Source organism: Mycolicibacterium sp. Y3, from assembly GCF_051188035.1.
Lineage (GTDB): Bacteria > Actinomycetota > Actinomycetes > Mycobacteriales > Mycobacteriaceae > Mycobacterium > Mycobacterium fluoranthenivorans.
Genome location: NZ_JAVQLT010000001.1, coordinates 1,803,019 through 1,828,935 on the forward strand (window position 1 = coordinate 1,803,019; position 25,917 = coordinate 1,828,935).

A 25,917-nucleotide genomic window follows, 5' to 3' on the forward strand; every position below is an offset into this window, starting at 1 on the left:
CATTAGCGGCTCCCAGTTTGGGAACTGGGATACTGGCAGACATGAGTGCCCCGCGGGAACCGGAAGCCGACACGCCGATCGTCGTGCCGGTGCCTGCGCCCGCCAAGAACCGGCTGCTGCAGGACGGCCGCGATATGTTCTGGTCGATGGCCCCGTTGGTGCTGGCCTGCGTGGTGTTGGCGGGGGTCCTGGGCATGTGCTCGTTCCAGCCCAGCGGCCCCGGCGCGGGGCCCGCGCCCAACTATGACGCGCGGGCGGCATTGGCGGCCGACGCCGCGGCGCTGAAGATCCCCATCCGGCTACCCGCCCTCCCCTCAGGCTGGACTGCGAACTCCGGAGGACGCGGCGGGATCGACGGCGGCCGCATCGATCCGGCGACGGGCCAAAAGGCCCGCGCGGTCAGCTCGCGGGTGGGCTACCTGACGCCCGCCGGGATGTACCTGTCGCTGACCCAGAGCAATGCCGACGAAGACGCCCTCATCTCCTCGCTCGACACCGACCTGGTACCCACCGGCACCCAGGATGTGGACGGCGTGAAATGGGTGGTCTACGAGGCCGGCGAGGGTGAGCCCGCGTGGACGACGCGGCTGCCCGGGGTGACACGCGCGGGCCGCGAGACCGGGGACACGCAACTGGCGATCACCGGGTCGGCCGATAACGACGAGTTCCGGGTGCTGGCCAAGGCGGTACAGAGCGCTGCGCCGCTGCCGGTCTAGTCGTCCGAGGTCGGCGGTGACGCCGCCGGAACGGCGGGCTCGGTCCGGCGACGCGTGGCCGCCCGGGCGTGCGCGATCAGCCGGGTGAGAAGTCCGGGTCGCTTGGGCTCGGGATCATCCTCGGTGTCGACGTCCATCGGCACACCCTGATAGACCCACAGGTAGACGCTGATCGTGGTGACGATGACGATCATCAGCACGGGTCCGATGACGATGCCGAGGAAGCCGAACATGGTGATGCCGGCGAAGACCGACAGCAGCATCAGTGCGGAGTCCAGCCGGGCTTCCTTGGGCACCAGGATCGGGCGCAGCACATTGTCGATATTGGTCACCACCAACAGGTGGAAGGCGACGACGAAGATGCCACCCCCGACATTGCCGAACAACGCCATGCCGATCCCGAACGGGATGGTCACGATCCCTCCGCCGAGAGGGATGACCGACAGGGCGGACAACAGGATCGCGAAGATGAAGAACCCGTCGTGGAACCCGGCGATGTAGATCGAGATGGCACCGGCCACCCCCTGGGCCACGGCGATGACGAACTGGCCCTGGACAGTGCCACGGACCATGGCCGCCATCTTGGCCAGGTACAGGTCGGTGACCTCCTCGCCGAGCGGGTTGAGCCGGCCGATGAGCACGCGCAGCTCATGGCCTTTGACCAGTATCGAAATGAAGACGTAGAGAAAGATGACGGCGGCGGTCAGACCCCCGAACAGGCCGCCTGCGGCGCCCTGCAGGAACTCCAGACCCCACTGGCCGGCCCGCTGCGCGAAGCTGACCACCCATTTCTGCAGCGACTCCGCGGTGATGTTCGTGCTCTGCAGGAACGGCAGCCGGTCCAGCAGTTCGTTGACCGCCCGCAGTGATCGGTCACCGAGCGAGCTCAGATCGGTCTTGCCCACCCAGTCGGCGACGCTGCGGACCATGATGCTGATCTGCACCACCCCGATGGCGACGGCCCCGGCGATCGGCACGATCACGATGGCCAGCGCGGCGAGCAAGGTGAAGGTGGCGGACAGGCCGGTGCCGAACCTCTTGTGCAGACGCTGGTAGATCGGATCGAACAGGTAGGCCACCACCGCGGCCACCACGATCAGGATGAAATAGCCACGCAGGAAGTACGCGCCGAAGGCGATCGCGGCGACCGTCGCGATCGCCAGCGCCCGCCTCTGGCTGAGGGTGAACTCGGTTTCCACAGCGGCTATTTCACAGGACTGATCACTGGGCCGCGAGCTTCATGATGTGACCGAGCAGATCCGGGTAGCGCTTCATGTGGGATCCGCCGTTGAGATCGAGCACCTCGCCGGTGAGCCAGGAGGCCTTGGTGAGGAATACGACGGCCTCGGCGATGTCCTCGGGGGTACCGGCCCGGCCCAGCGGGGTGTTCTCCACGTACTCCTCGACGACGCCCGGCACCAGCGCCGCACCTTCGGTGAGCGGGGTGTGCACGAAGCCGGGCGCGACGGCATTCACCCGGATGCCGTGCGGCGCCAATTCCAGCGCGGCGACTTGGGTCAGCATTGAGAGTCCGGCCTTGGCCGCGCAGTAGGCGCTCATCCCGGCCGCCGGCTGGCGGCCGTTGAGCGACGAGATCGACACGAGTGAGCCGCCGTCGGCCAGGTGCCGGCCGGCGTGCTTGGCGACGATGAACGACCCGGTGAGGCAACAGTCGATGACCGCCCGGAAGTCTTCGGCCGGCATGTCCACGATGAGCCCGATATTGGAGAATCCGGCGCAGTTCACCACCGCGTGCACACCCTCAGTCTGCTCGAAAAGTGTTGCGATGGAGGCTTCGTCGGTGACATCGGCGCCGGTACCGGTGTGCGGCGCCCCGAGTTCGGCGGCGCGGGACCGCGCGCCTTCGGCGTTGCGGTCGGCGATGACGACGCGATACCCCTCGGCGGCCAGCGCCTGGGCCGACGCCCAGCCGATCCCCGAAGCGCCGCCGATGACGATCGCTGCTTTTCCCGTCGCTTCGCTCACGCCTGACTCCCGTCCGGGCGAGGATCGCCCCATTTGGCTTTGATCGCCTGCCACGGGTCGGCATAGCGTTGACCGGTGCCGTAGTACGCCGTTCGGCGTTGCAGGACCTGCTTGGCCAGCGGTGCGACCAACCGCAGCAGCGGACGTTTGATACCGGCGTTCTCGGCCGTTTCGATCAGCATCTGCGGCCACGAATGACGTTGGAAATCAAGAACTTCCTGAGACCGGGTGGTGTCCATCCAGTCGGTGTTGAACCAGCCGGCGTCGTTGTGGGGATCGCCTTTGAGGCCGGTGGGCAGTCCGCCGACCAATCCCAGCGCGGCGGCCATGGCGGGTGCCACGTCGCCCTGCAGGAGCCGGTGGGTGTTGTCGTCGCCGCCGATCAACAGGGTCTCGCCGACGGCATCGGCGGTGGTGGCGGCGGCGAACGCCCGTGCCACATCCCGGACGTCGACGGTCTGCAGGCGCCCGTCGGTGGGCAGCATGCCCTCGAAGTAGAAGTTGTCCATCTTCATGTAGGAGCCCGGATTGACGGTGAGCACCCCGCCGAGTCGCAGGATCACCCAGTCCAGCGCCGAAGACCGCACCAGGGCTTCGGCCTTGACCTTGTGGTCGCCGTAGATGTCGGCGGGGTTGACGGGGGTATCGGCGGTGAGTACGCCCGACACGGTGTGCGGATTGCGTGACCCGTACACCGCGATGCTGGACGCGAGAACGAAACATGGTGGGGTAGGCAACTTTTCGGCCGCGGCCACCAGGCTTGCGGTGGCGCCGACGTTGACCTTCTCGGCCAGTCCGCGGCGCTGGTAGATGAACGGCGGGATGACGGCGGCCAGGTGGATGATTGCCGACGGCGCGATATCGGCGACCAGGGCGCCGACGGCGGACGGATCGGTCAGGTCGGCCCAGCGCACGGTGACACCGACCGGCAGGGCCGCGGCCGCCTTCTGGTTACCGGGCGTATCGAGGTCGGTCGCGACCACCCGACGGCCGTCCGCAGCGAGGCGGTGCACGGTGGCGGACCCGACAAGTCCGAAAGCGCCGGTTACCAGCACGGTATCGGTCATAGGCCCTCCATCGGGGGAACGAGAACGTGTTCCAACCCTAGCGAATGGCCGCTGTTGGGCTCACTGCATCCGTAGATCCAACCGGGCCGGTCGGCGCACCAGCACGCTGGGTAACCATTCGGGATCCTCGGATGCCGCCAGCCAGGTCGTCCGCTCCAGGAGTTGCCGGAACACGACGCGAGCCTCCAGCCGGGCCAGCGCCGCGCCGACGCAGAAATGCAGGCCCTTCCCGAACGACAGGTGCGAGGGGGCACCCGCACGGCCGAGCCGGAATTCCTGCGGTGCGTCGAACCGGCTCGGGTCGCGATTGGCCGCACCCCACAACAGCAGGAGATGAGCGCCCGCGGGCAGCTCGGTTCCGGCAAGGGTCGTGTCGGTCATGACGTGGCGGTAGTGCCCCCGGAACGGTGATTCGTAGCGCAGCACCTCTTCGATGAAGGCCGGTATCGATGTCGGGTCGCTGCGCACCAGGCGCTGCACCTCGGGCCGGGTGCCCAGCAGCCACGCCGCGCTGCCCAACAGGGAGGCGGTCGATTCCGCCCCGGCGGAAACCAGTTGGATCAGGATGAGCGCGGCTGCTGAGGTATCCACATCGCCGGCGGCACATGCGAGTGCCAATTGGCCCATCAGGTCATCGGCCGGTGAGGCGGCCGCGCGGGTGAACCGGTCGATCAGGTAGCCGCCAAGCTCCATGGCCGCGATCCCGGCGGCGCTCAGCTGGTCCTCGTCGACCAGTCCGTCCATGAGTTCGGTACTGGCGTAGGCGCGGTGCACCAACTGGTCGACGTCGTCGCGGGGCAGGCCGAGCAGATGTGCGACCACCATCATGGGAAGCCGGTTGGCCACGGCGGACATCCAGTCCCCCTCGATGCCGGTCCACAGTTCATCGAAGATCTCGGCGATCACCGGTTCCAGTGCGCGCAGGTGTTTGACGGCCAGTTTCACCAACACCGGCTTGCGGTGTGCGGCGTGCGACGGTTCGTCGGCGGTGGCCAATACGTGCACCGGGTCGCCGGGATTGCCCATCGCGAAGGGTGTCACGGTGCCGTCGGGCCGATAGATCATGGTCGCGGTGAGATTCGAGGAGAAGTCACCGGTTCGGCCCGTGGCTTCGAGGACCGCGTCCCAGGTCGAAGCCAGGAAGAAGTCGCTGTCGCCGACCCGCTGCACAGGTCGTGCCCGCAGCCGATCGTAGAGCGGATACGGATCGTGTAGCGCATCGAGTGCGAAGAATTCTTGGGCCGCAACCATTTTCCCAGGCTCGGGCCTGCGTGAGGTGGCGTCAACAGGGCGCGGCGAAGTTGATACGGGGAGCTGAGCACCGCCGATCGCGGCGTCGCACAGCGGTGATCTGACCTGCATCCATCTGTGAGAAGACACTGTTAATTCGTCTCAAACTGAGATAAACAAGGATCTATGTCGCCGCGACGTGAGGACTGGCTGGTGGGTGGTGATCGCCGCGCGGCGGCAGCTGACCGGATCTACTCCGCGGCCGCCGACATGATGGGCCGTAGCGGCTTCGCCGATATCGATATCGACGCGCTGGCGGCGGCCGTGCACTGTTCGCGCGCCACGGTGTACCGGCATGCGGGCACCAAAGCGCAGATTCGCGAGGCTGTCCTGGTCCGGTCCGCGGAGCGGATCGTCGCGACGGTACGGGCGGCGGTGATCGATCGCACCGGCGCGGATCGGGTGCTGACGGCCATCGCCGTGGCTCTGCGCGAGATTCGTGCGGACCCGCTGGCCGCCACGGTGGTCGGGACGCCGGGGTCCCGTTCACTCACCTCATCCGATGCGGTGATGCGTTTCGCCGCCGAGTTCGCCGGCGTCGCCGAGGATGACGCGGAGGCCGCGGGCTGGATAGTCCGGGTGGTGCTGGCGTTGTTGTTCTGGCCGGCCGACGACGAGGCTGCCGAGCAGCGACTGCTTGAGCGGTTCATCGCACCGGGTTTCAATTAGCGCGCCCAGATACCTCAGCGCTTGATACAACGAAAGCCGATATGGCTCATGCCGGTATCGATCTGCTGGGGTCGTCGCGCGGCGGGCCGGTACCGCATGCAGTAGCTGTCGGCGCACAGGAAGGATCCGCCTTTGATCACCCGGCGAGCGATCTGAAACTGTGGTTGGTGGGGGTCGTAGCTGTCGGTCGCGCAGCATGGGGTGCCGGCGCGATCAGGGCCGTAGAAGTCGGCGGTCCATTCCCAGACATTGCCGGCCATATCGAACAGTCCGTAGTCGTTGGGCGGGAAGCTCCCCACCGGCCGGGTGGTGCCGTAGCCGGTTTCGGGGAGGTAGGGGAATTCGCCGTGCCAGTAGTTGGCCAGCCGCTGCCCGGGCCGTTCGGGTTCGTCACCCCAGGTGTACCTCGCGCCCGGGAGACCACCGCGCGCGGCGGTCTCCCATTGCGCTTCGGTGGGCAGCATCAGTCCGGCCCAGTCGGCGTAGGTCTGTGCATCCTCGAAAGCGATGTGCACGACGGGGTGCCGGTCCCGGCCCGCCAATGTGGACCGCGGCCCCCGCGGATGGTTCCAGCAGGCTCCGGGCGTCCACACCCACCACTGGCTGAGGTGGCGGAGGTCGACGGGCCCGGCTGTGCGTCTGAACACCAGGGAACCCGGCACCAGATTCTCCGCTGGGGCGCCGGGGAAGTCAGCCGGGTCCACCGGGCGTTCGGCGACGGTGACATAGCCGGTGTCGGCCACGAATTCTGCGTACTGCGCATTGGTCACCTGATGGGGCTGGATCCAGAACCCGTCCGTGCTGACCTCGTGTGCGGGTCCTTCTTCGGGCTCGTGATCGTTCGAGCCGAGCACCGCCGTCTGCGGCGGAATCCACACCAGGTCAGCAGGCAAAGACGTGCGCCCAGTCGTTCTGGATGCTGGCCACCGTCCAGCGCTCGGTCTCGGCCAGATCCAGCGCCTTCTCCGCCCCGGCGGTGTAGTCGAATTCACGCTCGGCGTCGTCGTGCCGGACGAGCAGCCGGAAACCATTGGTGTACTGCAGCATTTCGATGTCACCGTTGGAGTTGCCCGCGGCAAAGATCGGCCGCCGCCCGATCCGGTCCCAGATCCGCACCGGCTTGACCGGGCCGTCGTTGAGGAACTCCGGTTGCCCGGTCGTCACCAGGCTGCCGCCGGTGAACGTGACGCCCACCGAGCTACCCACCACACGCTCGGGTGGGATCCCGTACAGGGCGGTGGTCACCGGCCGCATGAAATCGCGCCCGCCACCGGAGACGATGTAGCAGGTGAACCCGTTCGCCTCCAGATACCTCAACAACTCGACCATCGGGGCGTACCCGCACGCGGTGTATGGCCGCCCCAGCGTCGGGTGCGAGGCCTCGGCGAAGAACGCCGAGACGCGCGCCGCGTGCTCCTCGACCGTCAGCCCCTGATAAGCCGAAAGAAGGCCCCCGGCAAGCACTTTGAGATCGGAATCGTCGCCGTTGTAGTGCTTGGTGACGGACTCGCCGAACCAACCGAGATCGCCGGCGGCTGCTGCCGCATACGGTTGCCTCGCCGCCAGCGCCGGATCGGCGGCCGCTTGCACGGCCAGTCGACGGACAAGGAAGTCCAGCTGGATGTACGCGGGCTTCTCCACCCAGAGGGTGCCGTCGTTGTCGAACACCGCGACACGGTCCTCGGGCGGCAGGGTCACGGCGTGGGCCACGAAGTCGACGATCGCCGACTTCGTGGGGCCGTCCTTCCAGGACGGCAGGCTCATCCGCCGCGGTTGGCCAGGAACTTCTCCAGTTCCTCGACTGCGTTGTTGATCGTGAACGACGCCGGCTCCTGCCGCGGCGGGAACTCCTTGAACGTCTCAAGGAACCGGTTGACCAGCGCCGAGCCGTAGAACATCAGATACAGCCGGTCTATCACCCAGTCCCAGTAGGTATTCGAGGTGACATCGGCGTGTTCGAACGGATCGGTGCGCAGGTTGAACAACTTGGGTGCGCGCAGCTTGGTGAACGGTTCGAACCACAGTTGGAGCGTGCCCTGGCAGCGCTGCTCCATGAAGACGATCTTCCAGTTGTCGAACCGGATGCCGAGCACATCGCCGTCGTCGGAGAAGTAGATCAGACCGCGCCGCGGGCTCTCGTCGACCTCACCGGTCAGATACGGCAGCAGGTTGTAGCCGTCGATGTGCACCTTGAAGGTCTCGTCCCCGGCGGTATGCCCCGACTTGAGCTTGTCGACGATGTCCGGGTCACCCGCGGCCGCCAGGAAGGTGGGCAGCCAGTCATGATGTTGCACAATCTCATTCGAGACCGACCCGGCCTTGATCTTTCCGGGCCAGCGGATCAGTTCGGGGATCCGGAAGGCGCCCTCCCAGTTGGTGGCCTTCTCGCTGCGGAATGGGGTGGTGGCGCCGTCCGGCCAGCTGTTGGCGTGAGGACCGTTGTCCGTGGAGTAGATGACGATGGTGTCCTCGGCGAGGCCCAACTCGTCGAGCAGATCCAGCAGGGTGCCCACGTTGCGGTCGTGATCGATCATCGTGTCGTGATACGGAGACTGCCAGCGCCCGGCCTGACCGCGGCTCTCCGGTTTGGTGTGCGTCCGGAAGTGCATGTGCGTCATGTTCATCCAGACGAAGAACGGGGTGTCCGCGGCGTGCTGGCGTTTGATGAAGTCCGCGCATGCCTCGGTGGTCTCGTCGTCGATGGTCTCCATCCGGAGTGCGCTCAGCGGACCGGTGTCCTCGATGCGCTGTTTGCCCACCGGGCCGTACCGTTCGTCGACCTCGCCGCTGTCCTCGTCGGTGGCCCAGGAGTGGATGACACCGCGCGGCAGCAGGGCCTTGCGCAGCATCGGGGCCTCCTCGGCGGTGGGGTAGTCCTCGTGCTCGGGTTCCTCCTCCGCGTTGAGGTGGTACAGGTTGCCGAAGAACTCGTCGAAGCCGTGTGCGGTGGGCAGGAACTTGTTGAGATCACCCAGATGGTTCTTGCCGAACTGGCCGGTGGCATAGCCGAGCGGTTTGAGCAGTTCGGCAATCGTCGGGTCCTCCTTCTGCAGGCCGATGTCCACGCCGGGCATACCGACCTTGCTCATCCCGGTGCGGTAGACGCTCTGTCCGGTGATGAACGACGAGCGTCCGGCCGTGCAGCTCTGCTCCCCGTACGAGTCGGTGAACAGCATGCCCTCGTCGGCGATCCGGTCGATATTGGGCGTGAAGTAACCCATCATTCCCCGGCTGTAGCAGCTGAGATTGGAGATCCCGATATCGTCGCCCCAGATCACGAGGATGTTCGGCTTTCCGTCGGGCATGACGCAACTCCTTCGATTGGCGACCTGCGGTCGATGCTAGGGGATTTCGCCGCGCAATCGAGGGTTTCGGCAGCTTTGGCGCTCCGTGCGGAGCCTCTCCGGCGCCGGTGAATCATGTTGCACAGCAACGTATTGCGCGTATCCTCACGGTAGTCTCCAGCGTTTGCTAGGGTGGAGTCATCGTAGGTTCCTCGCGCGCCGCCCTCTCGGCTCCCGTCTGCGGTCTCCAAAGACGGGAGCATCGCCGATGGCCGATGACGATGCGCATGCCGCGCTCATAGCGCGCCTGGCACTGTCCAACCATCCGGGACTGCAAGGTACCGTCGCCGGCGCGTGGTGGCCGTGCGACCGTCAACTCGGTACGGGATTGGCCGATCTGGTGGCGGTGCTCGGACTTCGCATCGGTCCGGTGCGCCGAGTGCTCTACGACCCCATCTGGTGGGACACGGCGCCGGCCCGGCTCATTCGCGGCTCGACGTCAGTGCCCGTCGACGCGTACTCGCTCATCGCCCGGGACACGCTCTATTTGATGGGCACCCACAACCGGCACTCTTTGCTGTTCGTGGTGCCACCGGCCGCCACGGAGCTCGATGCGCGCCTGGTGCTGGCCGCTGTCGCCACCGCAGCCAGTCCGCCCAGCGTGCAGACGCTGCGGGCCATTCTCGGTGGTGGGCGAGCGCGCCAGAAGTAGGCCGGGTTTTTGCCGAATCGGTGGGCCGTACCGTAACCTGGCAACCAAGTTTCCCCGGTTCTGTAGATGCCGAGCGAGAAACCAGAGGCCGGGACGCTACAGCGTCGCCGGCCTCGTCCAGTTTCAGGCGGTCACACCGCGGCGGGCTCGCCGGCCTTGCTGTCCATCTGGTGGAACAAGTCGGTGTAGTACGGCAGGCACTCAGCCATGGCCTGCTCGGTGGTGAACAGCGGCCGGTAGCCGAGGTCGCGCTCGGCCTTGGCCACCGAGAAGTAGTTGTTGAGGTAAAGCCGTTCCACCGCAAGGGGTTCGATCAGCGGTTGGGGAATGCCGAACTTGAAGTGCAACCACTGCCAAGCCATCATCGCCTTGTGCACCAGCCTGCCGGACACCCGGAAGGTGGGCAGAGGGCGTTCGCAGGCCGCGAGCACCGGGCGGGCGAACTCGAACATGTTGAGCGGCTCGGCGTCGTTGATGAAATACGCCTGGCCCGGTGCGCTGCCACCGGGCACCAGGTGCTGGCCGGCCAGGATGAAACCGTGAATCAGGTTGTGTACGTATGAGTTGTCCAGCTTGATGTTCTTGTTGCCGACGAGCACCTTGACGTGACCGGCGAGCACGTTCTCGAACACTTTGCGGAACATGGTCTGGTCGCCGCGGCCCCAGATCCCGCTCGGCCGGATGGAGCAGGTCAGCATGCCGCCGTTCGCCCCGTTCTCCGAGAGCACGAACTTCTCGGCCACCACCTTGGTTTCGGTGTACAGGTCGTTGAACCTGTTGGTGTAGGGCAGGGTTTCGTCACCGTTGACGATGTCCTGACCGCCCATCACCACACTGTTGGACGCCGTGTAGACGAACCGCTGCACCCCCGCGGCTTGTCCGGCGCGCACCAGGTTCTTGGTGCCTTCGACGTTCACCGAGAAGCTGCGCTGCCGGTACTCCTCGGTGACCGATGCGCCGCCCATCAGATCGATGATCGCAGCGGTGTGGATGACGGTGTCGGTTCCGGTCACGGCCTTGGCGACGTCATCGGTGTTGGTGATGTCGCCGACGAGGGTCTGCAGGTTCGGATGATCCGGCAGGGGAGAGGGCACCCGGTCGAACGAGCGCACCTCGTGCCCCCGCTCCAGCAGGGTGGTCACCAGGTTGGCGCCGACGAAGCCGGAACCTCCCGTCACCAGAACGCGGCCGAGATCAGTCGTCAGTGATGCGTCACCCATGCCCAGAGCATAAATGAAACGTGTTCCAATTATAAACCCCGCCGTCCGCGGCGGGGTCGACCTAGGGTGTGATCACTCTTCGTCAGGGGCATTCGCGCCGAGTGCGTCCTCCACTCGTTTGCGGGCTCCGGCCAGATGCTCCTCGCACCGTTTTGCCAGCTCCTCGCCCCTTTCCCAGAGCTTGAGCGAGGCGTCGAGATCGAGCCCACCCTGCTCGAGCGTGCGCACCACCTCGACCAGTTCGTCGCGTGCCTCTTCGTATCCCAACTGACTAATGGGCTTCATCTGATCCCTCGCTGATGGTGATGATTGCGCCGTCGGCGACGCGGACCCGGAGCCGGGTACCCTCCGGGGCGTCGGTGATGGATCGCAGAACGTGCGTATCGCTGGGTTGATTCCCCGAGTCGCTGCGCTCCTGCCCGCCGGAACCGAGCACCTGAACCACCGCGTACCCGCGGGCCAGGGTGGCGGCCGGGCCCAGGGTCGACAGCCGCGCGGCCAGGTGCTCGAGGCGGTCGCTCTCGCCGGCGATCATCCGGTTGATATCGCGGCGCGCGGCGGAACGGGCCCGCTGCACCTCCTCGGTCCGCGCATCCAGGGCCAGCCAGGGCTGGGCCAGGACGGGCCGGGTGCGCAGCTGGTCGATGAGGTGCTGTTCGCGGTGCACCCAGTGCCGCAGCGAGTGGGCGCCGCGCCGGCGCAGCTCGTTCACCAGCGCCTGTTCGGCGACGGCGTCGGGCACCACCCGTTTGGCGGCGTCGGTGGGGGTCGCGGCGCGCAGGTCGGCCACCAGATCGCACAGCGGGTTGTCCGGTTCGTGGCCCACCGCGCTGATCACCGCGGTGGTGCACGCCGAGATGGCGCGGCACAGGGTTTCGTCGGAGAACGGCAGGAGGTCCTCGACGCTGCCACCGCCGCGAGCCAGCACGATGACGTCCACCTCGGGGTCGGCATCCAGGGCCTTGAGTTCCTCGACGATCTGGGCCACCGCATTGGGTCCCTGGACAGCGGTGTTGCGTACCGCGAACCGCACGGCGGGCCAGCGGGCCGACGCCACCGCGATCACATCGTGCTCGGCGGCCGAGGCGCGGCCGGTGATGAGCCCAATGGTGCTGGGCAGGAACGGAATCGGGCGTTTCAGGCGTGGGTCGAACAGACCTTCGGCCTCCAGCAGTCGGCGCAACCGGTCGATGCGGGCCAGCAGCTCACCGATGCCGACCGCGCGGATATCGGTCACGCGCAGGGAGAACGTGCCGCGCCCGGTGTAGAACGCCGGCTTGCCGTAGACGATCACCTGGGTGCCCTCGGCGAGTTTCACCGGCGCGTTCGCCACCAGGTCCCGCGGGCACGTGATCGTCAGTGACATGTCGGCGGCCGGGTCCCGCAGCACGATGAAGGCGGTGCCCGAGCCCGGACGCATGGTCAGCTGGGCGATCTGGCCCTCGACCCACACCGTGCCGAGGCGGTCGATCCATTTGGCCACCCGGGTGGCCACGGCGCGAACCGGCCAGGGATTCTCCGGTGACTGGCCCGGATCGCTCACTTGGCCGTCGCGCGGGTGATCCTGTTGGCGAGCAGCGTCTGGAACGGGGCGCGGGCCTTGGTGGTTTCCTCGTAGGCCAGCAGGGCCTCCAGATCGTCGACCTTCAGGGAGGTCAGCCGCGCGCGCAGCTGGGCCAGCGTCAGCGCGTCGTAGCCGAGTTCGGTGACGACGGACGGGGCCGAGCCGTTGGTGCCCGGTGCAGGTGTGCGCGGAGCAGCTGTGTCGGCGGGACGTTCTGGCTCGCCTTCGCTGTACAGCGCGAAGCGGCCTTCGGAGCGGGGAGCGACCGGTGACCCCGTGGCGCGGGTGACGGGAACGTCGTAGACGGGGTCATCGGGGTCGTCGGGCAGGTCCTCGTCGAAGGTGGCCCACTCGGGCTGCTCGTCCTTCGGCGGGAACAGCTCCTCCAGCGTTTCGTCACCGCGGATCACCAGATCGGCGACGTCCTGCTGCACTTTCATCACCAGATGCGCGAGCTGACTGGCCACCGTCATCGGGTAGGCGAGGATGGTCTGCGGGAGCTTGCGGGTCTCATCCAGGGCGGTCACCGCTACACCCACCAGCAGTCGGACTCCATACGGTGCTGTCGACATGGGTGCCAGCCTACGGCTGGCCCTGCGCCGCGGCAGGTAAGTACCCTTGAAGGATGCCGCCAACTGTCAACATGGGTATCCCGGGCGCCACGAGCTCGGTGAGTTCGGGTGTGGCCGGCAAACGCGTCCTGCTGGCCGAACCGCGTGGCTACTGCGCGGGTGTCGACCGCGCCGTCGAAACCGTCGAGCGCGCCCTGGAGAAGCATGGTGCGCCGATCTACGTGCGCCACGAGATCGTGCACAACCGCTACGTCGTCGACACGCTGGCCAAGGCCGGCGCGATCTTCGTCGAGCAGACCGATGAGGTGCCCGAAGGCGCCATCGTCGTGTTCTCCGCGCACGGCGTCGCACCGACCGTGCACGTCGAGGCCGCCGAGCGCAATCTGAGGACCATCGACGCCACCTGCCCACTGGTCACCAAGGTCCACAACGAGGCCAAGCGGTTCGCCCGCGACGACTACGACATCCTGCTGGTCGGCCACGAAGGCCACGAAGAGGTGGTCGGCACCGCCGGTGAGGCCCCCGACCACGTGCAGGTGGTCGACAACCCGGACGCCGTCGACAAGGTCACGGTGCGCGATCCGAACAAGGTCATCTGGTTGTCTCAGACCACGCTGAGCGTCGACGAGACCATGGAGACGGTGCGCCGGCTGCGCGAGAAGTTCCCGACGCTGCAGGATCCGCCCAGCGACGACATCTGCTACGCCACCCAGAACCGCCAGGTCGCGGTGAAGGCGATGGCGCCGGAATGCGAACTGGTGATCGTGGTCGGGTCGAAGAACTCATCGAACTCGGTACGCCTGGTCGAGGTGGCGCTGAACGCCGGCTCGCAGAACGCCTACTTGGTGGACTACGCCGACGATATCGACCCGGCCTGGTTCTCCGGTGTCACGACCATCGGTGTGACCTCCGGAGCGTCGGTGCCCGAGATCCTGGTGCGGGGCGTGCTGGACCGGCTGGCCGAGTACGGCTACGGCACCGTGCAGCCGGTCACCACCGCGAACGAGACGCTGGTGTTCGCGCTGCCGCGCGAGATCCGTCCGCCGCGTTCCTAGCGGTCTTCCCAGGGCTCGTCGTCACGCCGGTGCGAGTTTCGCGGGCGGGGGTCCTCATCGCTGCTGCGATACCGCACCCGTGACACCGGGTGATGGCTGGTGCCCGCAGGCGGGCGCTGGCGCTCGTCGTAACGCGCCTCCCGCGGCTCGCGTCCGTACCGCTCGTAGGTGTCCTGAGGTTCCGGGCGTCGCGGCCGCTCGTAGTACTCGGCCGGTTCGTAGGGGCTCGGCGCGCTGCGGCGCGGATCCCGACCGGACGGGCGAGGACGGCGCGGCTGGCGGGCTGGATCGACCGGCTGCTCGGTCTCGCGACGGCTCCGTGCCGGACGTTCGGTTGCCGCCATCCGCTCGCGGCGGTCCGCGGCTGCCGCCGACGCGGCGATGTCGTTCTCGGGCGGCCGGGTGTGGCGGGACCGTGACGGTGCACTGGGCCGGCCGCTGCGGCGGGCGGTGGACGACGGCGGGGCCTCCCGGCTGAGCCGGCGGGCCGAACTGCGTCGCGGCGGGACCTCGTCGGCCGGCTCGGCGTCGTCGGTGACCGACGTCTGGGCGAAGCGGCGGGCAACCCGGCGTGCGGGAGCGGCCGACGCCGCCGCGGCCGTGACGTGCGCCGCCGGCTTATCGGGCCACAGACGCTTGTTCGACGCACTGAGGTACCAGCGCACCATCCCGATGATCAGCACAGCTGCCGAGGTGAAGAACATCAGTGGGAACCGCTCGATCAGCGGGTAACCGCAGTTGATCAGGATGTCCTTGATACCGCCGATCTCCGCGCTGTGGAACAGGAAGTAGGCGGTGGGAACGGCGACGAACAGGATGAGCGGAGGCTGGATGACGGCGGTGAACACCGCGGACTGGCGCACCGCGAGCACCGCCAGCACACAACCGAGCACGTAGCACGTCGCGAAGACGGCGCCGAGCTCTTTGGTGCCTGTACCGGCGTCGAAGGCGATACCGATGGCGGTGAAGATCACCGCGATCACCACGGCACTCCACCAGGGCAACGCCGGAATGCGAGGGAGCGCGGAGCGGTCGATCACCGCATCCGTCGGCTCTGCGGGCTGACCTGACACATGTTGACCGTACCGGCTGTTACTGCCCGTGCGCTGCCAGCACGCGCTGGCGTGCCCGTCACAACCTCTAGACTCTGGAGTCCGTGAGCTTGAACCTGGGAATCGTCGGACTACCGAACGTGGGCAAGTCGACGCTCTTCAACGCGTTGACCCGGAATGACGTGCTGGCCGCCAACTATCCGTTCGCGACGATCGAACCGAACGAAGGGGTCGTGGCGCTGCCCGATCCGCGCCTCGGTGAGCTGGCGAAGATCTTCGGATCGGAGAAGCTCGTCCCGGCGCCGGTGACGTTCGTCGATATCGCCGGCATCGTCAAAGGCGCCTCCGAGGGCGCCGGGCTGGGTAACAAGTTCCTGGCCAACATCCGCGAGTGCGACGCCATCTGTCAGGTGGTGCGGGTCTTCGCCGACGACGACGTCGTGCACGTCGACGGCAGGGTCGACCCGCGTTCGGATATCGAGGTCATCGAGACCGAACTGATCCTGGCGGATATGCAGACACTGGAGAAGGCGATCCCGCGGCTGGAGAAGGAAGCGCGCACCAACAAGGACCGCAAGGCCGTGTTGGACGCGGCCGTGGCGGCGCAGGGCGTGCTGGATTCCGGCAAGACGCTGTTCGCGGCGGGCTCGGATGTCTCGTTGCTGCGCGAGCTGAATCTGATGACCACCAAGCCGTTCCTCTACGTCTTCAACGCCGATGAGACGGTGCTCACCGATCCGGCCAAGCAGGCCGAATTGCGGGCGTTGGTGGCCCCGGCCGATGCGGTGTTCCTGGACGCCAAGATCGAGTCGGAGCTCATCGAACTGGACGACGAGTCCGCCGCCGAGCTGCTGGAGTCCATCGGGCAGACCGAGCGTGGCCTGGATGCGTTGGCGCGGGCCGGTTTTCACACACTGAATCTGCAGACCTACCTGACTGTCGGGCCGAAAGAGGCACGGGCGTGGACGATCCACCGCGGCGACACCGCCCCCAAGGCGGCCGGCGTGATCCACACCGACTTCGAGAAGGGCTTCATCAAGGCCGAGATCGTGTCGTTCGACGACCTGATCGAGGCCGGCTCGATGGCCGCGGCCAAGGCGGCGGGCAAGGTCCGGATGGAGGGCAAGGACTACGTGATGGCCGACGGGGATGTGGTCGAGTTCCGATTCCAAGCAACGTCTGGACAGCAAGCGAAGAAGTAGCAGAATGCTCCCGACGCCGAGTTGGGGCCGAGTGCGCCGGAGGACTTCGTGGCGAATACCCCAATCCATCCGTTCTTGTGGGACCTCACTCTTCCGGCAGTTCGCGCAGGCTGGAGAGCAGGGCAGCAGCTGATCGAGGACGGCAAGCCCGTCTCTCGCATCGCGATTCCCGAGTACGAAGAAAGCGACAGCGGCTGGCCACATGTGGTGGCGACCGATTCCAATTTCAGTACACCAGCGTCCGCGCCGGTCAAGTGGACCGTGATGTTCACAACCCAACCCCCGAGTTTCGGTGCCATGGTTGTAGTCGGTGATGTCCCGGATTTGAGTGCCGCCTTGGAAGGTGTTCGGACCGCGGCGTTCGATGACCTGACGTTCGCCCGCGGGATGAACGCTTTCGCCGATGCTGAAAACAAGTCGACGCGTGATGGCAGCCTCGAGTGGGAGTATCTGAGATTCGTCGGCTCGATCATTGGCCGTGCCGTGGCGCTTGACGTCTCGTCAGATGAGGACGTCCTCGACATTTATATGCAGCTGGAGAAGGCGAGATTCGCACCCGATCTGCGCGGTGACCTCGTGGCGCCGTTAACGCTCATTGATCTAGGAATCGATGAGCCTGTCGATCTAGGTGGTGGTGTAACGATTGAGCCCCTCACCGCTGGTGAGCAATGCGCCCGCGCGCTCAGCTTCCGTGCGACTGAAGGGATTAGCCCGTATCTAGTCGCAGCGGCGACTCATGCCGTCGTTGTAAAGGACATCAAGATTTTGAACCAGCCGTATGCGGCTCGCATTCGGTCGACGGGGATCGACACCCTGATCGGTTCCGAGGACGTCGACAAGATTGATCGAGCGGTTCAGTGTGTCCACATCATCACCGAGGATGACACCGGCTACAACCAAGTCTACGTGCGGCCAGACGGCTGGGCCGATGGTTGGACCTACGACTTGCCGCCGGTCTGGAAGATCGATGTAATCGACAATTACCCCGCGAATTCGTTCCGAGCGCCTTGGAATGCCATCGCCCGAAATCCCCTGTTGGCTGGTCAGGTTGGCGAGGTAGTGGCTGCATTTAATGCCCTGGCAGTTGCACCCAACGATGTCAAACTGGCAGCGCGCAGGTCTGTGCGCGCAATGATGCGGGCCAACGATGAGGATCGAACCCTCGACGCGACGATTGGCATCGAAGCTCTATTGATGGAAGGGGGCGCGGAACTCAAATATCGCATGGCGATGAGGGCCGCAGCGGCGCTGTGTGACGAATTCCAGCCGACAGCCGTCTTCGAACTGGCTAGAAGGGTCTACGATCACCGCTCGGAAATCGCCCATGGCTCCGTGAAATCCAAACCTAGCTTCCAGTTTGACGGCGAGCAGTACGTCAGTGCCGACATTGCACCACTCCTGTTGCGGGCGCTGTTACGTAGCCGACTGATTTCTAAGGCCCCCTGGGCGAAGGACACCCTCGAAGCACGTATCTTGGCGGGACTCGCCCTGCACGGGCGGCAATCGTCTGAAGTCTCGACCGAGCAACCCGCGAAGGCGCAAGAATGATCAGCGCGACGACGGCAGGCGGGAGACCTCCCAGCTTGGGCGGACACTGACGCTGGGGCGGGGCGTTCTCCGCGACAGCCATTAGTCGCGCTAACGTGTGTCGCTGATGAGTAATCGCTCGCTGGCAGAGAAAGGGCGGACGATGGCCGAAAGTACGACCGAGAACCTGTTTCGGGATTTCTACGGGGCCTCAGAGTTTATCGAAAAGCGTGACATACCTAAGAAATTCGGCTTCCAGTCGAAGCGCAAGGGTTCCAAGGACGGTGGATACCCAGACTTCTTCAAGGACATGGGGCAGTGGCTAATCGTCGTCGAGGCAAAGTCAGGCGAGCCGGGACCGAAGTCCAATCACGCCGCTGCGGAGGCAGATGTGCGTGGATACATGACGAACAACGCAGTGCCGCACGCCAACCTCATCGGGATCGCGGTGTCGGGGCAGACCCAGGATTCGCTACGCGTTACATATTTCTTTCGGAAGGGTGGCACCGACGAGATCGAGGAGATCGAGGAACTGCAAAGTCTCGTCGGACTCGATGCGCTGGCGCACCACTACGAGACCGCGGCGCACGGTGACCCACTGTCGGACGCAGAGCTTCGAAGGTTCCTCGTACGCTTGAATGAGCGCTTCCACAAGGATTCCCGAGTGCGCGACACCGAGCGTTCGCTGTTTTTCTCGGCGTTGATGATTGCCCTCGATGATGCCCAATTCCGCAGCGTATATCAGTCGCAGGTCATTCCTGATGACACCCGACTGGTGGAAGCTCGGTACCTAAACGACGAGATAGTCGCTGCCGTCAAACGCCAGCTCGCAAAGAAGGTCAACTCGAAGTCAAAGCAGATCGATTGGGAGGATCGATTCGCATTCGTCAAGACGATTGATATCCCGTTGGACGAGTACAAGTCGATCATTAACGACATTGACGAGCGAGTCCACCAACCCTCCACACGCACGGTGAAACGGGATGTTCTGGGGCGGGCGTACAAGATCTTTCTATCGCGCGCGGGCAAGATGGACAATAAGAACATCATTCTGACGCCCGATCACATTAAGACGTTTATGGTCGACCTGGCACGGCTTGAGCGTGACGACGTCGTTTTGGACACTTGCATGGGCTCAGGCGGGTTCCTCATGGATGCGATGGAGCAGCTAGTTGCCAAGGCTCACGGCGACCAGAAACGGATCGAGCACGTCCACGAGCACCAACTAATCGGTATGGAGCTCGACCCGATCCTATTTGCGTTGGCCTGTTCAAACATGTTTCTTCATGGCGACGGCCGGTCCAATCTCTTATACCGCGACTCGCTGGTGACACGTGGCAGGACGTTCGCGGTGAGAAAAGCTGATGAGAAGCTGCGCGATTACGTCAAAAGTCTTCAGCCCACCAAGTGTGTAATTAACCCGCCCTACGAGAACGACAACCCGATCAACTTCACCATGTCCGCAATCGAGTACTTAGGAGAAGGCGGTCGGCTGGTCATTATCATGCCGAACAACACTCTCTCCAAGAATGCTAATGAAAAGGCTGCGCGCGCAATCCTTCAGAAGGCCCGACTCGATTTCTTGATCGATATGCCACAGCAACTGTTCTTTGAGCAAGGGCGCGGTGTCAAGACGTCGATCTTTGGCTTCACGAAAACGTCGAATGGGCATGAGCGGGATGCTCTCGTGACCTTCGTCGACATGGAGGATGACGGTCACGAGGTTCGTTCCGGCAGCGGGCGGCGCGACACTGGACGGTGGCCAGAAATCGCAGCTCTAATCGAGAAGACCGTTCGCGATGGTGTGGAGAGCATTGAAGCCCGCTCGTGGCGTAGTCCGGTGTTCGGGAGTGAAGGTGCCTTCGACCCGCGTGGGATTCGCCGCAATCCGTGGCCCCAGACGGAGTCACACGATCTCGAAGCGGCGGTTGCCGACTGGCAGGAAGCCAGGGCGCAGCGGGAGGAGGCTCTGGAGCGGATGTCCCAGGTGCTGACCGAAGCTGGCATCGGCGGATTCGATGTCTGATTGGCCCACTGTCGTCGTTGGCAAGCACGTCACGCAACGAACTCAGAAGGTTCCGATCACACCAGGAGTCGAGTACGACACCATGGGTGTGCGCTGGTATGGCAACGGCGCATACCTTCGTCCCCCGAGCAAACCGCAGACGAAGACACTTAATCGGGCTAGCGAGGGTGACTTTGTGTTCTGTCGGATCGACGCACAGAACGGGCCTTTTGCGGTGGTCCCAGCGGATCTCGATGGCGCATTGGTCACCAACGAGTTCCCGCTTTACTCCGTCGATCCAAGTGCCCTGGACGCGCGATTTCTCGTGCTGTGCTTCTCTAGCCAAAGCACACTGGACAAAATCGGGAAGCTAAGGGACGGACGCGATGGCCGGGCAAGGTGGAAGGAAGCCGACTTTGAGTCGTGGGTAATTCCTCATCCGCCTGTCTTGGTCCAGACTCGGATCGCTGATGTGATCGACGCGGTCGACCAGACGATCTCCAGAACTGAAGACGAGGCAGATCGCCTCGCGGTCATTATGAAGATCCGCCGAGCGGCTCTCGTGAATGACGAGGGATTCGCGGAAGTGTTGGCTAGCAAGGCGTTTGATATTCGGCTAGGTCGGCAGAGGTCACCCCAGCGGGCGACCGGACCATCGATGACTCCATACCTGAGGTCTGGGAATATCGGGTATGACGCGCTTCGCTTGGACGACGTCTTCTCGATGGACTTTAATGAGCGCGAGCGGCAGCGGTATTCGTTGCAGGACGGCGACGTTCTGGTGTCCGAAGGGAGTGCTGGCGCGGAAGCTGTTGGTATGCCCGCTGCCTGGCACGATGAAATCGAGGGACCTGTCTGCTTTCAGAACACGCTGCTGCGCTATCGCTCGATCGAGGGCGTCACCATGCCGTCCTTCGTACGACAGTGGTGCCTGTGGGCATACGAGTCGGGCACTTTCCGTGACGTCGCGCCGCCGGGCGTGAACATTAAGCACATAGGTGACACGCGCGCGAAGCTGATGCCCGTGCGGCTGCCGGGCATCGATGAGCAGCTGTCTATCGTCGCTGAGCTGGAACCGATGTCGGACGCGGTGGCCAGCATTCGCGATGAGGCTGCCCGCCTCCGAGTCGCGCGCGCGGCATTGCTGGATGCCCTTCTAGCGCGCAAGGTCGAGATACTGGTCTAGCCATGGCCTTCCGAATCGTCCAGGCGGCCGCGCCAAGATGGACCGCAACGAGGCGGGATACATCTACGCTCAGCGCCTTTCGACGGGGTCCAGCAGCCCGGTGTCGCCGAACCCCACGGGTAGTCCCCGGCCAGCGCCAGGACCGGTGCGCCGCTTGGCCAGGGGTGTGGTGATCTTGCGCCGCAGCCGCGAATGCATCGGGGTGACGGTTGCGCCGGGCTCGGGTCGCACATCGCCCAGCCGAGCCGTCAGGTCAGGGGTGGCAATATACAGCTGCCGACCTGCTGAGTGCACAGCGACATCGTGCGCGACAACCAGCGCGGCGAGGGCATCGGGCTGGTGCTGGCCCGCTTGCCATTGCACCGCAGCCAGTTCCAAATCGGGCAGGTGCCCGGCGATACGGGTGGTGCCAACTTCTAGCGCTTGGATGAGCGCCGCGGATCGGGCGATGGCGTCACCACCGCCGCGACCGCTGGCTTTCGGGGGCCACGAGGACACCCGCACGGGGCGGTCGATTCGGTAGCGGCGCAGCGCGTCCTTGACCACCCGCACGTAGGTCTCGCGGGCGGCGAACCCCTCGACGGCAATCTCGGAAGCGCCCACGTCGTCGGCCAGCTCGACGGCGACCCGTGCCCACTGGTCGCTGGTCATCGGTGCGGACACATCTGCGATGACGGCGACCACCCCACCAGTGGTCATCGAGACGGCCACGATGCCGCAGCTGTCCCCGCTACCCGAGTCGCTGGGGTCGACTCCGACGACGGTGAACGCAGCGCCAGGTGGGGCCGCGGGCATACGCCAGGTGTCCAACCAATCCCGCTTGATCAGGCCACCCTCGGGGGTGCTGGGGACGCCGAGATAGAGCGCGGCCCAAGCACGTTCGCCCGAGGTGCGCCGAGCTGCGGCGTAGTGCTCAGCGGTGAATCCCAGCGCGCTGACCATCGCCACGCCGGGCTCACGGTCAAGGGCATCGGGGACGCCCGCTGTAGCGACCGCGGGCACGTTGGTGTGGGTCCACACGTCGGGTTCGGCGTCGAGCAGTTCACCGGCCAGGTCGCGTTCGTGCCAGCGCGTCATTACGAGCAGCACGCTGCCGCCGGGGTGTACGCGGGTTGCCAAGGTGCTGCGGTACTCGTTGACCACCCGGCGGCGGTGGGCGGCGCTGTCGGCCTCGGCGGCGTCCTTGACCACGTCATCGAGGATCAGCAGGTCCGCACCGAAACCCGTGACGCCCGAGTTGATGCCGGTCGCGAGCAGCCCGCCCGCGTGCCCGTCGACGCGCCAGCGGCCCACAGCTGTCTTGTCCTGAGACAGCCGGAATCCAAGGTAGTCGGCGTGCTCGTTGATGAGCTGGCGCGCCTCGCGGCTGTGTGCTTGCGCGAGTTCGTCGCTGTAGCTGACCAGCACGATTTGCAGGTCGGGATTGCGCATCAGCGCCCACACCACCTCCCACACCGCCAGCAGGCGGGACTTGCCGGTGCGGGGTGGGGTGGTCACGATGTCGCGCTGGTCGGGTTCCTCGACAGCCCGCACGGCGATATCGGACAGCAGCCGAATGGTGGGTGTCACGCGGAACCGAGGGTCGAGACGACGCGCCAGGTCGGCAGGCGAGGCGGGTCGCCGTCGGGCACTCTCTGCTGTGAGTGCCCGCGCGGCGGTGATGGTGGCAGCGGTGCTCACGCTGACCGCCGACCCGCAGCGGTCAGACCGACCATGACCGACGGCCAACCGCCCTGTGTCCAGCTGGCACCGCATACAGGGCAGTCGTGGTGAGTGGTGACCGTCTCGCCGCCGGAGTCCACGGTATAGGTGTACGACGGCACCAGTACGTCGATGAGTTCGCTGTAGAACCGCGAGCCGACGGGGCACGCCGAGGGCATGAACAGGTCGTCATCGAGCCGGTCGAGGTTGTACGGCACTGGCGGGTGTGCGCGCAGCGCTGCGTCGAACAGCTTGGGCGGCATTCGGTATCGGGACCGCGGGGTCGGTGTCGGCATGTCGGTCAGCTCCATTCGGTGTGGTGATATCCGGTGTGGGGTGAGGCTGCCGTGGTTGGTGGTGGGGGTTGTCGGCGGTGAGGACGGCGGGCGGGGCTGTGGGCCGATTCTTGGGAGAACCGCCCGCCGTCCGGTCTGTTACACCGCGGCCAGATGCCGGGTGTTCGGGGTGAGCGTGCGGGGCACCGTGCCGCCTTGCAGGATCGCGTGGCGTTGCATCTCGTTGCCGCGAGTCGGTATGCCCATCGCGGCACACACCTGCTCGTGCGCAACGGGCGTGCCGAGGTTCAGCTGATGGGCTAAGCGGGCGACGGCGGGCCAGCACCGAAGCACCAGCGGCAGCATCGTGTGAGGTGGCAGCGGAACGCTGAACGCCCCCGCAAGCCTGCGCAATTCGCGGGCGTCGAGCCCGTTTAGCGCCATGACCTCATTCATCTGCCCGATGCTCGGGCGCGGGCCGAATCGCCACACCGATTCGCCGGCTACGCCAGCGGCGACGATCTGTGAACGGTGCGCGACGGTGGTGCCGGTGTCGTCGTTGGTGAAGTCGCACAGCCCGCCGATCACGCGGCCCTGCGGGTCGGTGCGCGGACCGCCACGGTAGACCTCGGCGGCGACTACGGCACCGCCGTGGAGCGCGGCAACGACCGAATGTGATGCCTCGTGTACGCAGCGAGCGAGGTGCTCCCGCTCGGCGGTGGCGATATCCTCGAATGCCATGTCTGGGAATACCTTTCAGCTGACTTCGACTGCGCCAATGGCTTGCTCATAGGCAAGCACGAACGACCGTTCGGCGATGACGACGTACCGGTTGCGCTCGAAATCGAGCGAGTCACGGGTGACCACCTGGGTACGCCATCCGACGACCGGCGACGTGGCCACGAGATTCGCACCGAGACCGTCGATATAGCCCCCGCCGAACACCCACCGATGGCCCAGCGGGGTGGTCGCGCCGACGCTCGTCCACCGGACCAGCTGTGCGTTCGCGGCGATGGATGCCCACCCAGTTGAGGCGTGGATGACACCCACCGTGTTGGTGCGCGCCAGTATGTTCTCGAGCTGGGACACCGCATCCACGATGTTGGCCGCGCTGGCGCTGGTGGTGTCTGCCAGTAGACGGTCGGCGAACTCGCGCTCGGCCATCAGCGGCTCTTGCAGGCGCAGGTTTTGGCGGGCGCGTGCCTCGACCTCGGCGCGTGCTGGTTCGCTCGGGTTGCACCAGTCGAACCCGTAGACCGTGACGCTGGGGAATGGGTCCTCGGGTTCGTCGGGCCGCTCGCCATCCTTGATATCGCCGGGGCCGAGGTCGTCCTCAGCTGCCAGCCAGTCGACATCCCAGACGCCGGTGGCCTCAGCGCCGCCGTAGTTGGTCGGAATACGCGGCAGCACACCGCCTGGCCCCCACCGAGGTGGGCCATCGTCGGGCTGCCAGCTCACCGCGGCGAGCAGCCCGCCGGGGGCCGGGTTCACCGCCGGGAACGTGTGCGCAATCGGTGCCAGTGTCATCGGCCCGCTCCTACTGCTGCCATTCGCCGTGCCTCAGCCCGGCGCTGAGACTCGTATCGCGCCTGCCGTGCTCGCTCAGCCGCGACCTCGGCGCGGCGCTGCCGGTTGTATTCCTCGGGGCTGGGCAGCGCCTGGTGCGCCCGTACCCGGTCGAGCAGCGCCAGCGCATCGCGGACCGCACGGTCGAGTCGCCGCAGTGCCTGCTCGACACGCTCAGCCACCGACAGGTCCCCGCCGAGCGCCGGGGAACCGGGACGATGTGCCCGCGCCAGCAGCGCCGCCAGATCGTCGGCGAGCACCGCACCGCGGGCGAGTAGGTCTACCGCCCACGTCCCACCGGTGATCATCGAGTCGGGCACCGAGCGTTCCTCGGACTGTGCGCGGGCGGCAAGTTCCGCCATGACACCCGCGCTGCGCCGACGGGCCTCGGGTGACGCGCCCGCCGAATCGCTGATCAGCTCGGCCATGATCAACGTCACGGTGTCCGCGGCGGCAACGACCTCGGCCACCGCGCCCCGCATTGCAGCCGGTCGAGGCAGCGCGGTGATACCGCGCTCCAATGGCGCGACCTGTTCGGCAATCTCGCGGCGCAGGTCAAAGCTCAGGTGAACCGGCGCCGGTCCCGAGCGTCGGAGGTAGCGCAGCTCAGTCTGATCGGTAGGTGGGGGTGGCTCGGCGCGAAATCCGGGATGCACCGCCTCGGGACCCCGCTGCTGCGGCTGCGGCTTGTCGCCCAACCGGCGTGCAAGTCGGTTCTTCATCGGTTGCCTCTCTTGGTCGTGCTCGGCGTTGACGGTGTGCGGGGTGTGGTGACCCGAATACGCGGGGTCGCGGCAGGCAGCCGGGGCGCGCTCGGGGTCGTCGGTCGCTTCATCGGGACCCCGCCGGGTGCGCGTGGCGCAGCAGGTCGGCCAGCGCCGGGACGTGCGCGGGGTCGAGGTTGTCCCGGTCTGCGTCGATAGCCCGTCGGATACGCCAGTAGGCCAACGCAGCCCGGCACTCAGCCACCCGAGGGTCATCGGGCGGGGCATCGCGGGACAGCGCTGCTGATCGCCCATTCCATTGGGCTGGCGTCAATGTCGACGGGTCGGTCGGCCTCGATGTTTCAACGGCTGTGCTCACGGACCTAATGAAATCAGGGCGGGGTGCACCGGAGCTGCCGGGAAGAACACCGGTGCAGCCGGGATACTGCTACTAGCAAGGGTTTTCGTATCGACCACCGAGGTTGTCGAGACAGCCTCGGTGGTCGGTTTGCCGAGGCCGGGGCTGGTGTTAATGTCCTCAGACATCATCATTCGCGCGGCTGC

Annotated in this window: 26 protein-coding genes; 8 read left to right on the plus strand and 18 right to left on the minus strand. The window is 65.9% G+C overall.

Annotation, left to right across the window (positions count from 1 at the left end; all coding sequences use genetic code 11):
• Nucleotides 1–41: 41 nt before the first annotated feature.
• A complete protein-coding gene (locus QN239_RS08900; protein WP_499009617.1) occupies nt 42–716 on the plus strand; it encodes a DUF4245 domain-containing protein in 675 nt (224 codons plus the stop codon).
• Here QN239_RS08900 and QN239_RS08905 read toward each other — a convergent pair.
• Genes QN239_RS08905 through QN239_RS08920 form a run of 4 tightly spaced genes read right to left on the minus strand, consistent with a single transcriptional unit; the run spans nt 713 to nt 5,020 of the window.
• Nucleotides 713–1,915, minus strand: coding sequence for an AI-2E family transporter (locus tag QN239_RS08905; protein WP_499009619.1), 1,203 nt, complete (start codon nt 1,913–1,915; stop codon nt 713–715). The genes QN239_RS08900 and QN239_RS08905 overlap by 4 nt on opposite strands.
• A 22-nt stretch (nt 1,916–1,937) precedes the next feature.
• Nucleotides 1,938–2,702 carry an SDR family NAD(P)-dependent oxidoreductase gene (locus tag QN239_RS08910; RefSeq protein WP_499009622.1) on the minus strand — a complete coding sequence of 255 codons (765 nt, stop codon included), beginning with the start codon at nt 2,700–2,702 and terminating at the stop codon, nt 1,938–1,940.
• Nucleotides 2,699–3,769, minus strand: a complete 1,071-nt coding sequence (locus tag QN239_RS08915; protein ID WP_499009624.1) for an NAD-dependent epimerase/dehydratase family protein — start codon at nt 3,767–3,769, stop codon at nt 2,699–2,701. The genes QN239_RS08910 and QN239_RS08915 overlap by 4 nt, the downstream gene beginning before the upstream one ends.
• Before the next feature lie 60 nt (nt 3,770–3,829).
• Complete coding sequence (locus tag QN239_RS08920; RefSeq protein WP_499009626.1) at nt 3,830–5,020, minus strand: cytochrome P450; 1,191 nt, start codon at nt 5,018–5,020, stop codon at nt 3,830–3,832.
• A gap of 165 nt (nt 5,021–5,185) precedes the next feature.
• Here QN239_RS08920 and QN239_RS08925 point away from each other — a divergent pair, with 165 nt between their 5' ends.
• Entirely contained in the window at nt 5,186–5,728 is a 543-nt protein-coding gene (locus tag QN239_RS08925) for a TetR/AcrR family transcriptional regulator (protein WP_499009627.1), read from the plus strand.
• 14 nt (nt 5,729–5,742) lie between these two features.
• Here the strand turns inward: QN239_RS08925 and QN239_RS08930 are convergent, their stop codons facing one another.
• Genes QN239_RS08930 through QN239_RS08940 form a run of 3 tightly spaced genes read right to left on the minus strand, consistent with a single transcriptional unit; the run spans nt 5,743 to nt 9,033 of the window.
• Nucleotides 5,743–6,621, minus strand: coding sequence for a formylglycine-generating enzyme family protein (locus QN239_RS08930; protein WP_499009629.1), 879 nt, complete (start codon nt 6,619–6,621; stop codon nt 5,743–5,745).
• On the minus strand, nt 6,611–7,492 hold the full coding sequence (locus QN239_RS08935; RefSeq protein ID WP_499009631.1) for an HAD family hydrolase: 882 nt from the start codon (nt 7,490–7,492) through the stop codon (nt 6,611–6,613). The genes QN239_RS08930 and QN239_RS08935 overlap by 11 nt, the downstream gene beginning before the upstream one ends.
• Entirely contained in the window at nt 7,489–9,033 is a 1,545-nt protein-coding gene (locus QN239_RS08940; RefSeq protein WP_499009634.1) for an arylsulfatase, read from the minus strand. Before QN239_RS08940 ends, QN239_RS08935 begins: the two co-directional genes overlap by 4 nt.
• Nucleotides 9,034–9,280: 247 nt before the next feature.
• Between QN239_RS08940 and QN239_RS08945 the strand changes: the two genes are divergently transcribed.
• Entirely contained in the window at nt 9,281–9,724 is a 444-nt protein-coding gene (locus QN239_RS08945) for a DUF5994 family protein (protein ID WP_090362716.1), read from the plus strand.
• A gap of 131 nt (nt 9,725–9,855) precedes the next feature.
• On the opposite strand, the gene QN239_RS08950 is transcribed toward QN239_RS08945, so the two are convergent.
• From QN239_RS08950 to QN239_RS08965, 4 genes are all read right to left on the minus strand, one after another.
• The gene (locus QN239_RS08950; RefSeq protein WP_499009637.1) at nt 9,856–10,944 is read right to left on the minus strand and encodes a 3-beta-hydroxysteroid dehydrogenase; all 1,089 of its coding nucleotides are present in this window, start codon (nt 10,942–10,944) and stop codon (nt 9,856–9,858) included.
• Between the two features lie 72 nt (nt 10,945–11,016).
• Nucleotides 11,017–11,229 (minus strand): exodeoxyribonuclease VII small subunit, encoded by a 213-nt coding sequence (locus QN239_RS08955; protein ID WP_090362722.1) that lies wholly within the window; start codon nt 11,227–11,229, stop codon nt 11,017–11,019.
• The gene (gene xseA / locus QN239_RS08960) at nt 11,216–12,487 is read right to left on the minus strand and encodes an exodeoxyribonuclease VII large subunit (RefSeq protein WP_499009639.1); all 1,272 of its coding nucleotides are present in this window, start codon (nt 12,485–12,487) and stop codon (nt 11,216–11,218) included. Before xseA ends, QN239_RS08955 begins: the two co-directional genes overlap by 14 nt.
• On the minus strand, nt 12,484–13,080 hold the full coding sequence (locus QN239_RS08965; protein WP_499009641.1) for a lipid droplet-associated protein: 597 nt from the start codon (nt 13,078–13,080) through the stop codon (nt 12,484–12,486). Before QN239_RS08965 ends, xseA begins: the two co-directional genes overlap by 4 nt.
• 53 nt (nt 13,081–13,133) lie before the next feature.
• Here QN239_RS08965 and QN239_RS08970 point away from each other — a divergent pair, with 53 nt between their 5' ends.
• Nucleotides 13,134–14,135 (plus strand): 4-hydroxy-3-methylbut-2-enyl diphosphate reductase, encoded by a 1,002-nt coding sequence (locus QN239_RS08970; RefSeq protein WP_267294442.1) that lies wholly within the window; start codon nt 13,134–13,136, stop codon nt 14,133–14,135.
• On the opposite strand, the gene QN239_RS08975 is transcribed toward QN239_RS08970, so the two are convergent.
• Nucleotides 14,132–15,208, minus strand: coding sequence for a DUF6542 domain-containing protein (locus tag QN239_RS08975; protein ID WP_499009642.1), 1,077 nt, complete (start codon nt 15,206–15,208; stop codon nt 14,132–14,134). The genes QN239_RS08970 and QN239_RS08975 overlap by 4 nt on opposite strands.
• A gap of 83 nt (nt 15,209–15,291) precedes the next feature.
• Between QN239_RS08975 and ychF the strand changes: the two genes are divergently transcribed.
• The 4 genes from ychF to QN239_RS08995 all read left to right on the plus strand — a co-directional run bounded on the left by ychF (nt 15,292) and on the right by QN239_RS08995 (nt 21,107).
• Complete coding sequence (gene ychF / locus QN239_RS08980) at nt 15,292–16,389, plus strand: redox-regulated ATPase YchF (RefSeq protein WP_499009644.1); 1,098 nt, start codon at nt 15,292–15,294, stop codon at nt 16,387–16,389.
• A 48-nt stretch (nt 16,390–16,437) separates the two neighbouring features.
• On the plus strand, nt 16,438–17,937 hold the full coding sequence (locus QN239_RS08985; protein WP_499009646.1) for a hypothetical protein: 1,500 nt from the start codon (nt 16,438–16,440) through the stop codon (nt 17,935–17,937).
• A gap of 106 nt (nt 17,938–18,043) precedes the next feature.
• The gene (locus tag QN239_RS08990; protein WP_499009648.1) at nt 18,044–19,942 is read left to right on the plus strand and encodes an HsdM family class I SAM-dependent methyltransferase; all 1,899 of its coding nucleotides are present in this window, start codon (nt 18,044–18,046) and stop codon (nt 19,940–19,942) included.
• Entirely contained in the window at nt 19,935–21,107 is a 1,173-nt protein-coding gene (locus QN239_RS08995) for a restriction endonuclease subunit S domain-containing protein (protein WP_499009650.1), read from the plus strand. The genes QN239_RS08990 and QN239_RS08995 overlap by 8 nt, the downstream gene beginning before the upstream one ends.
• A 69-nt stretch (nt 21,108–21,176) precedes the next feature.
• Here QN239_RS08995 and QN239_RS09000 read toward each other — a convergent pair whose 3' ends face one another.
• From QN239_RS09000 to QN239_RS09025, 6 genes are all read right to left on the minus strand, one after another.
• Entirely contained in the window at nt 21,177–22,787 is a 1,611-nt protein-coding gene (locus tag QN239_RS09000) for a terminase large subunit domain-containing protein (protein WP_499009652.1), read from the minus strand.
• Complete coding sequence (locus QN239_RS09005; RefSeq protein WP_499009653.1) at nt 22,784–23,104, minus strand: hypothetical protein; 321 nt, start codon at nt 23,102–23,104, stop codon at nt 22,784–22,786. Before QN239_RS09005 ends, QN239_RS09000 begins: the two co-directional genes overlap by 4 nt.
• Nucleotides 23,105–23,242: 138 nt before the next feature.
• A complete protein-coding gene (locus QN239_RS09010) occupies nt 23,243–23,824 on the minus strand; it encodes a hypothetical protein (protein ID WP_499009655.1) in 582 nt (193 codons plus the stop codon).
• A 15-nt stretch (nt 23,825–23,839) separates the two neighbouring features.
• The gene (locus QN239_RS09015; RefSeq protein WP_499009656.1) at nt 23,840–24,610 is read right to left on the minus strand and encodes a hypothetical protein; all 771 of its coding nucleotides are present in this window, start codon (nt 24,608–24,610) and stop codon (nt 23,840–23,842) included.
• Nucleotides 24,607–25,371, minus strand: a complete 765-nt coding sequence (locus QN239_RS09020) for a hypothetical protein (RefSeq protein WP_499009658.1) — start codon at nt 25,369–25,371, stop codon at nt 24,607–24,609. Before QN239_RS09020 ends, QN239_RS09015 begins: the two co-directional genes overlap by 4 nt.
• A gap of 109 nt (nt 25,372–25,480) precedes the next feature.
• Nucleotides 25,481–25,732 (minus strand): hypothetical protein, encoded by a 252-nt coding sequence (locus QN239_RS09025; RefSeq protein WP_499009660.1) that lies wholly within the window; start codon nt 25,730–25,732, stop codon nt 25,481–25,483.
• Nucleotides 25,733–25,917: the final 185 nt, after the last annotated feature.

Excerpts from the sequence above, each read along its gene's own strand:
- QN239_RS08900 (WP_499009617.1), top strand. The coding sequence starts at position 42 with ATGAGTGCCCCGCGGGAACCGGAAGCCGACACGCCGATCGTCGTGCCG.
- QN239_RS08915 (WP_499009624.1), bottom strand. The coding sequence starts at position 3,769 with ATGACCGATACCGTGCTGGTAACCGGCGCTTTCGGACTTGTCGGGTCC.
- QN239_RS08920 (WP_499009626.1), bottom strand. The coding sequence starts at position 5,020 with ATGGTTGCGGCCCAAGAATTCTTCGCACTCGATGCGCTACACGATCCG.
- QN239_RS08925 (WP_499009627.1), top strand. The coding sequence starts at position 5,186 with ATGTCGCCGCGACGTGAGGACTGGCTGGTGGGTGGTGATCGCCGCGCG.
- QN239_RS08935 (WP_499009631.1), bottom strand. The coding sequence starts at position 7,492 with ATGAGCCTGCCGTCCTGGAAGGACGGCCCCACGAAGTCGGCGATCGTC.
- QN239_RS08940 (WP_499009634.1), bottom strand. The coding sequence starts at position 9,033 with ATGCCCGACGGAAAGCCGAACATCCTCGTGATCTGGGGCGACGATATC.
- QN239_RS08945 (WP_090362716.1), top strand. The coding sequence starts at position 9,281 with ATGGCCGATGACGATGCGCATGCCGCGCTCATAGCGCGCCTGGCACTG.
- QN239_RS08950 (WP_499009637.1), bottom strand. The coding sequence starts at position 10,944 with ATGGGTGACGCATCACTGACGACTGATCTCGGCCGCGTTCTGGTGACG.
- QN239_RS08955 (WP_090362722.1), bottom strand. The coding sequence starts at position 11,229 with ATGAAGCCCATTAGTCAGTTGGGATACGAAGAGGCACGCGACGAACTG.
- QN239_RS08965 (WP_499009641.1), bottom strand. The coding sequence starts at position 13,080 with ATGTCGACAGCACCGTATGGAGTCCGACTGCTGGTGGGTGTAGCGGTG.
- QN239_RS08970 (WP_267294442.1), top strand. The coding sequence starts at position 13,134 with ATGCCGCCAACTGTCAACATGGGTATCCCGGGCGCCACGAGCTCGGTG.
- QN239_RS08990 (WP_499009648.1), top strand. The coding sequence starts at position 18,044 with ATGAGTAATCGCTCGCTGGCAGAGAAAGGGCGGACGATGGCCGAAAGT.
- QN239_RS08995 (WP_499009650.1), top strand. The coding sequence starts at position 19,935 with ATGTCTGATTGGCCCACTGTCGTCGTTGGCAAGCACGTCACGCAACGA.
- QN239_RS09005 (WP_499009653.1), bottom strand. The coding sequence starts at position 23,104 with ATGCCGACACCGACCCCGCGGTCCCGATACCGAATGCCGCCCAAGCTG.
- QN239_RS09010 (WP_499009655.1), bottom strand. The coding sequence starts at position 23,824 with ATGGCATTCGAGGATATCGCCACCGCCGAGCGGGAGCACCTCGCTCGC.
- QN239_RS09015 (WP_499009656.1), bottom strand. The coding sequence starts at position 24,610 with ATGACACTGGCACCGATTGCGCACACGTTCCCGGCGGTGAACCCGGCC.
- QN239_RS09020 (WP_499009658.1), bottom strand. The coding sequence starts at position 25,371 with ATGAAGAACCGACTTGCACGCCGGTTGGGCGACAAGCCGCAGCCGCAG.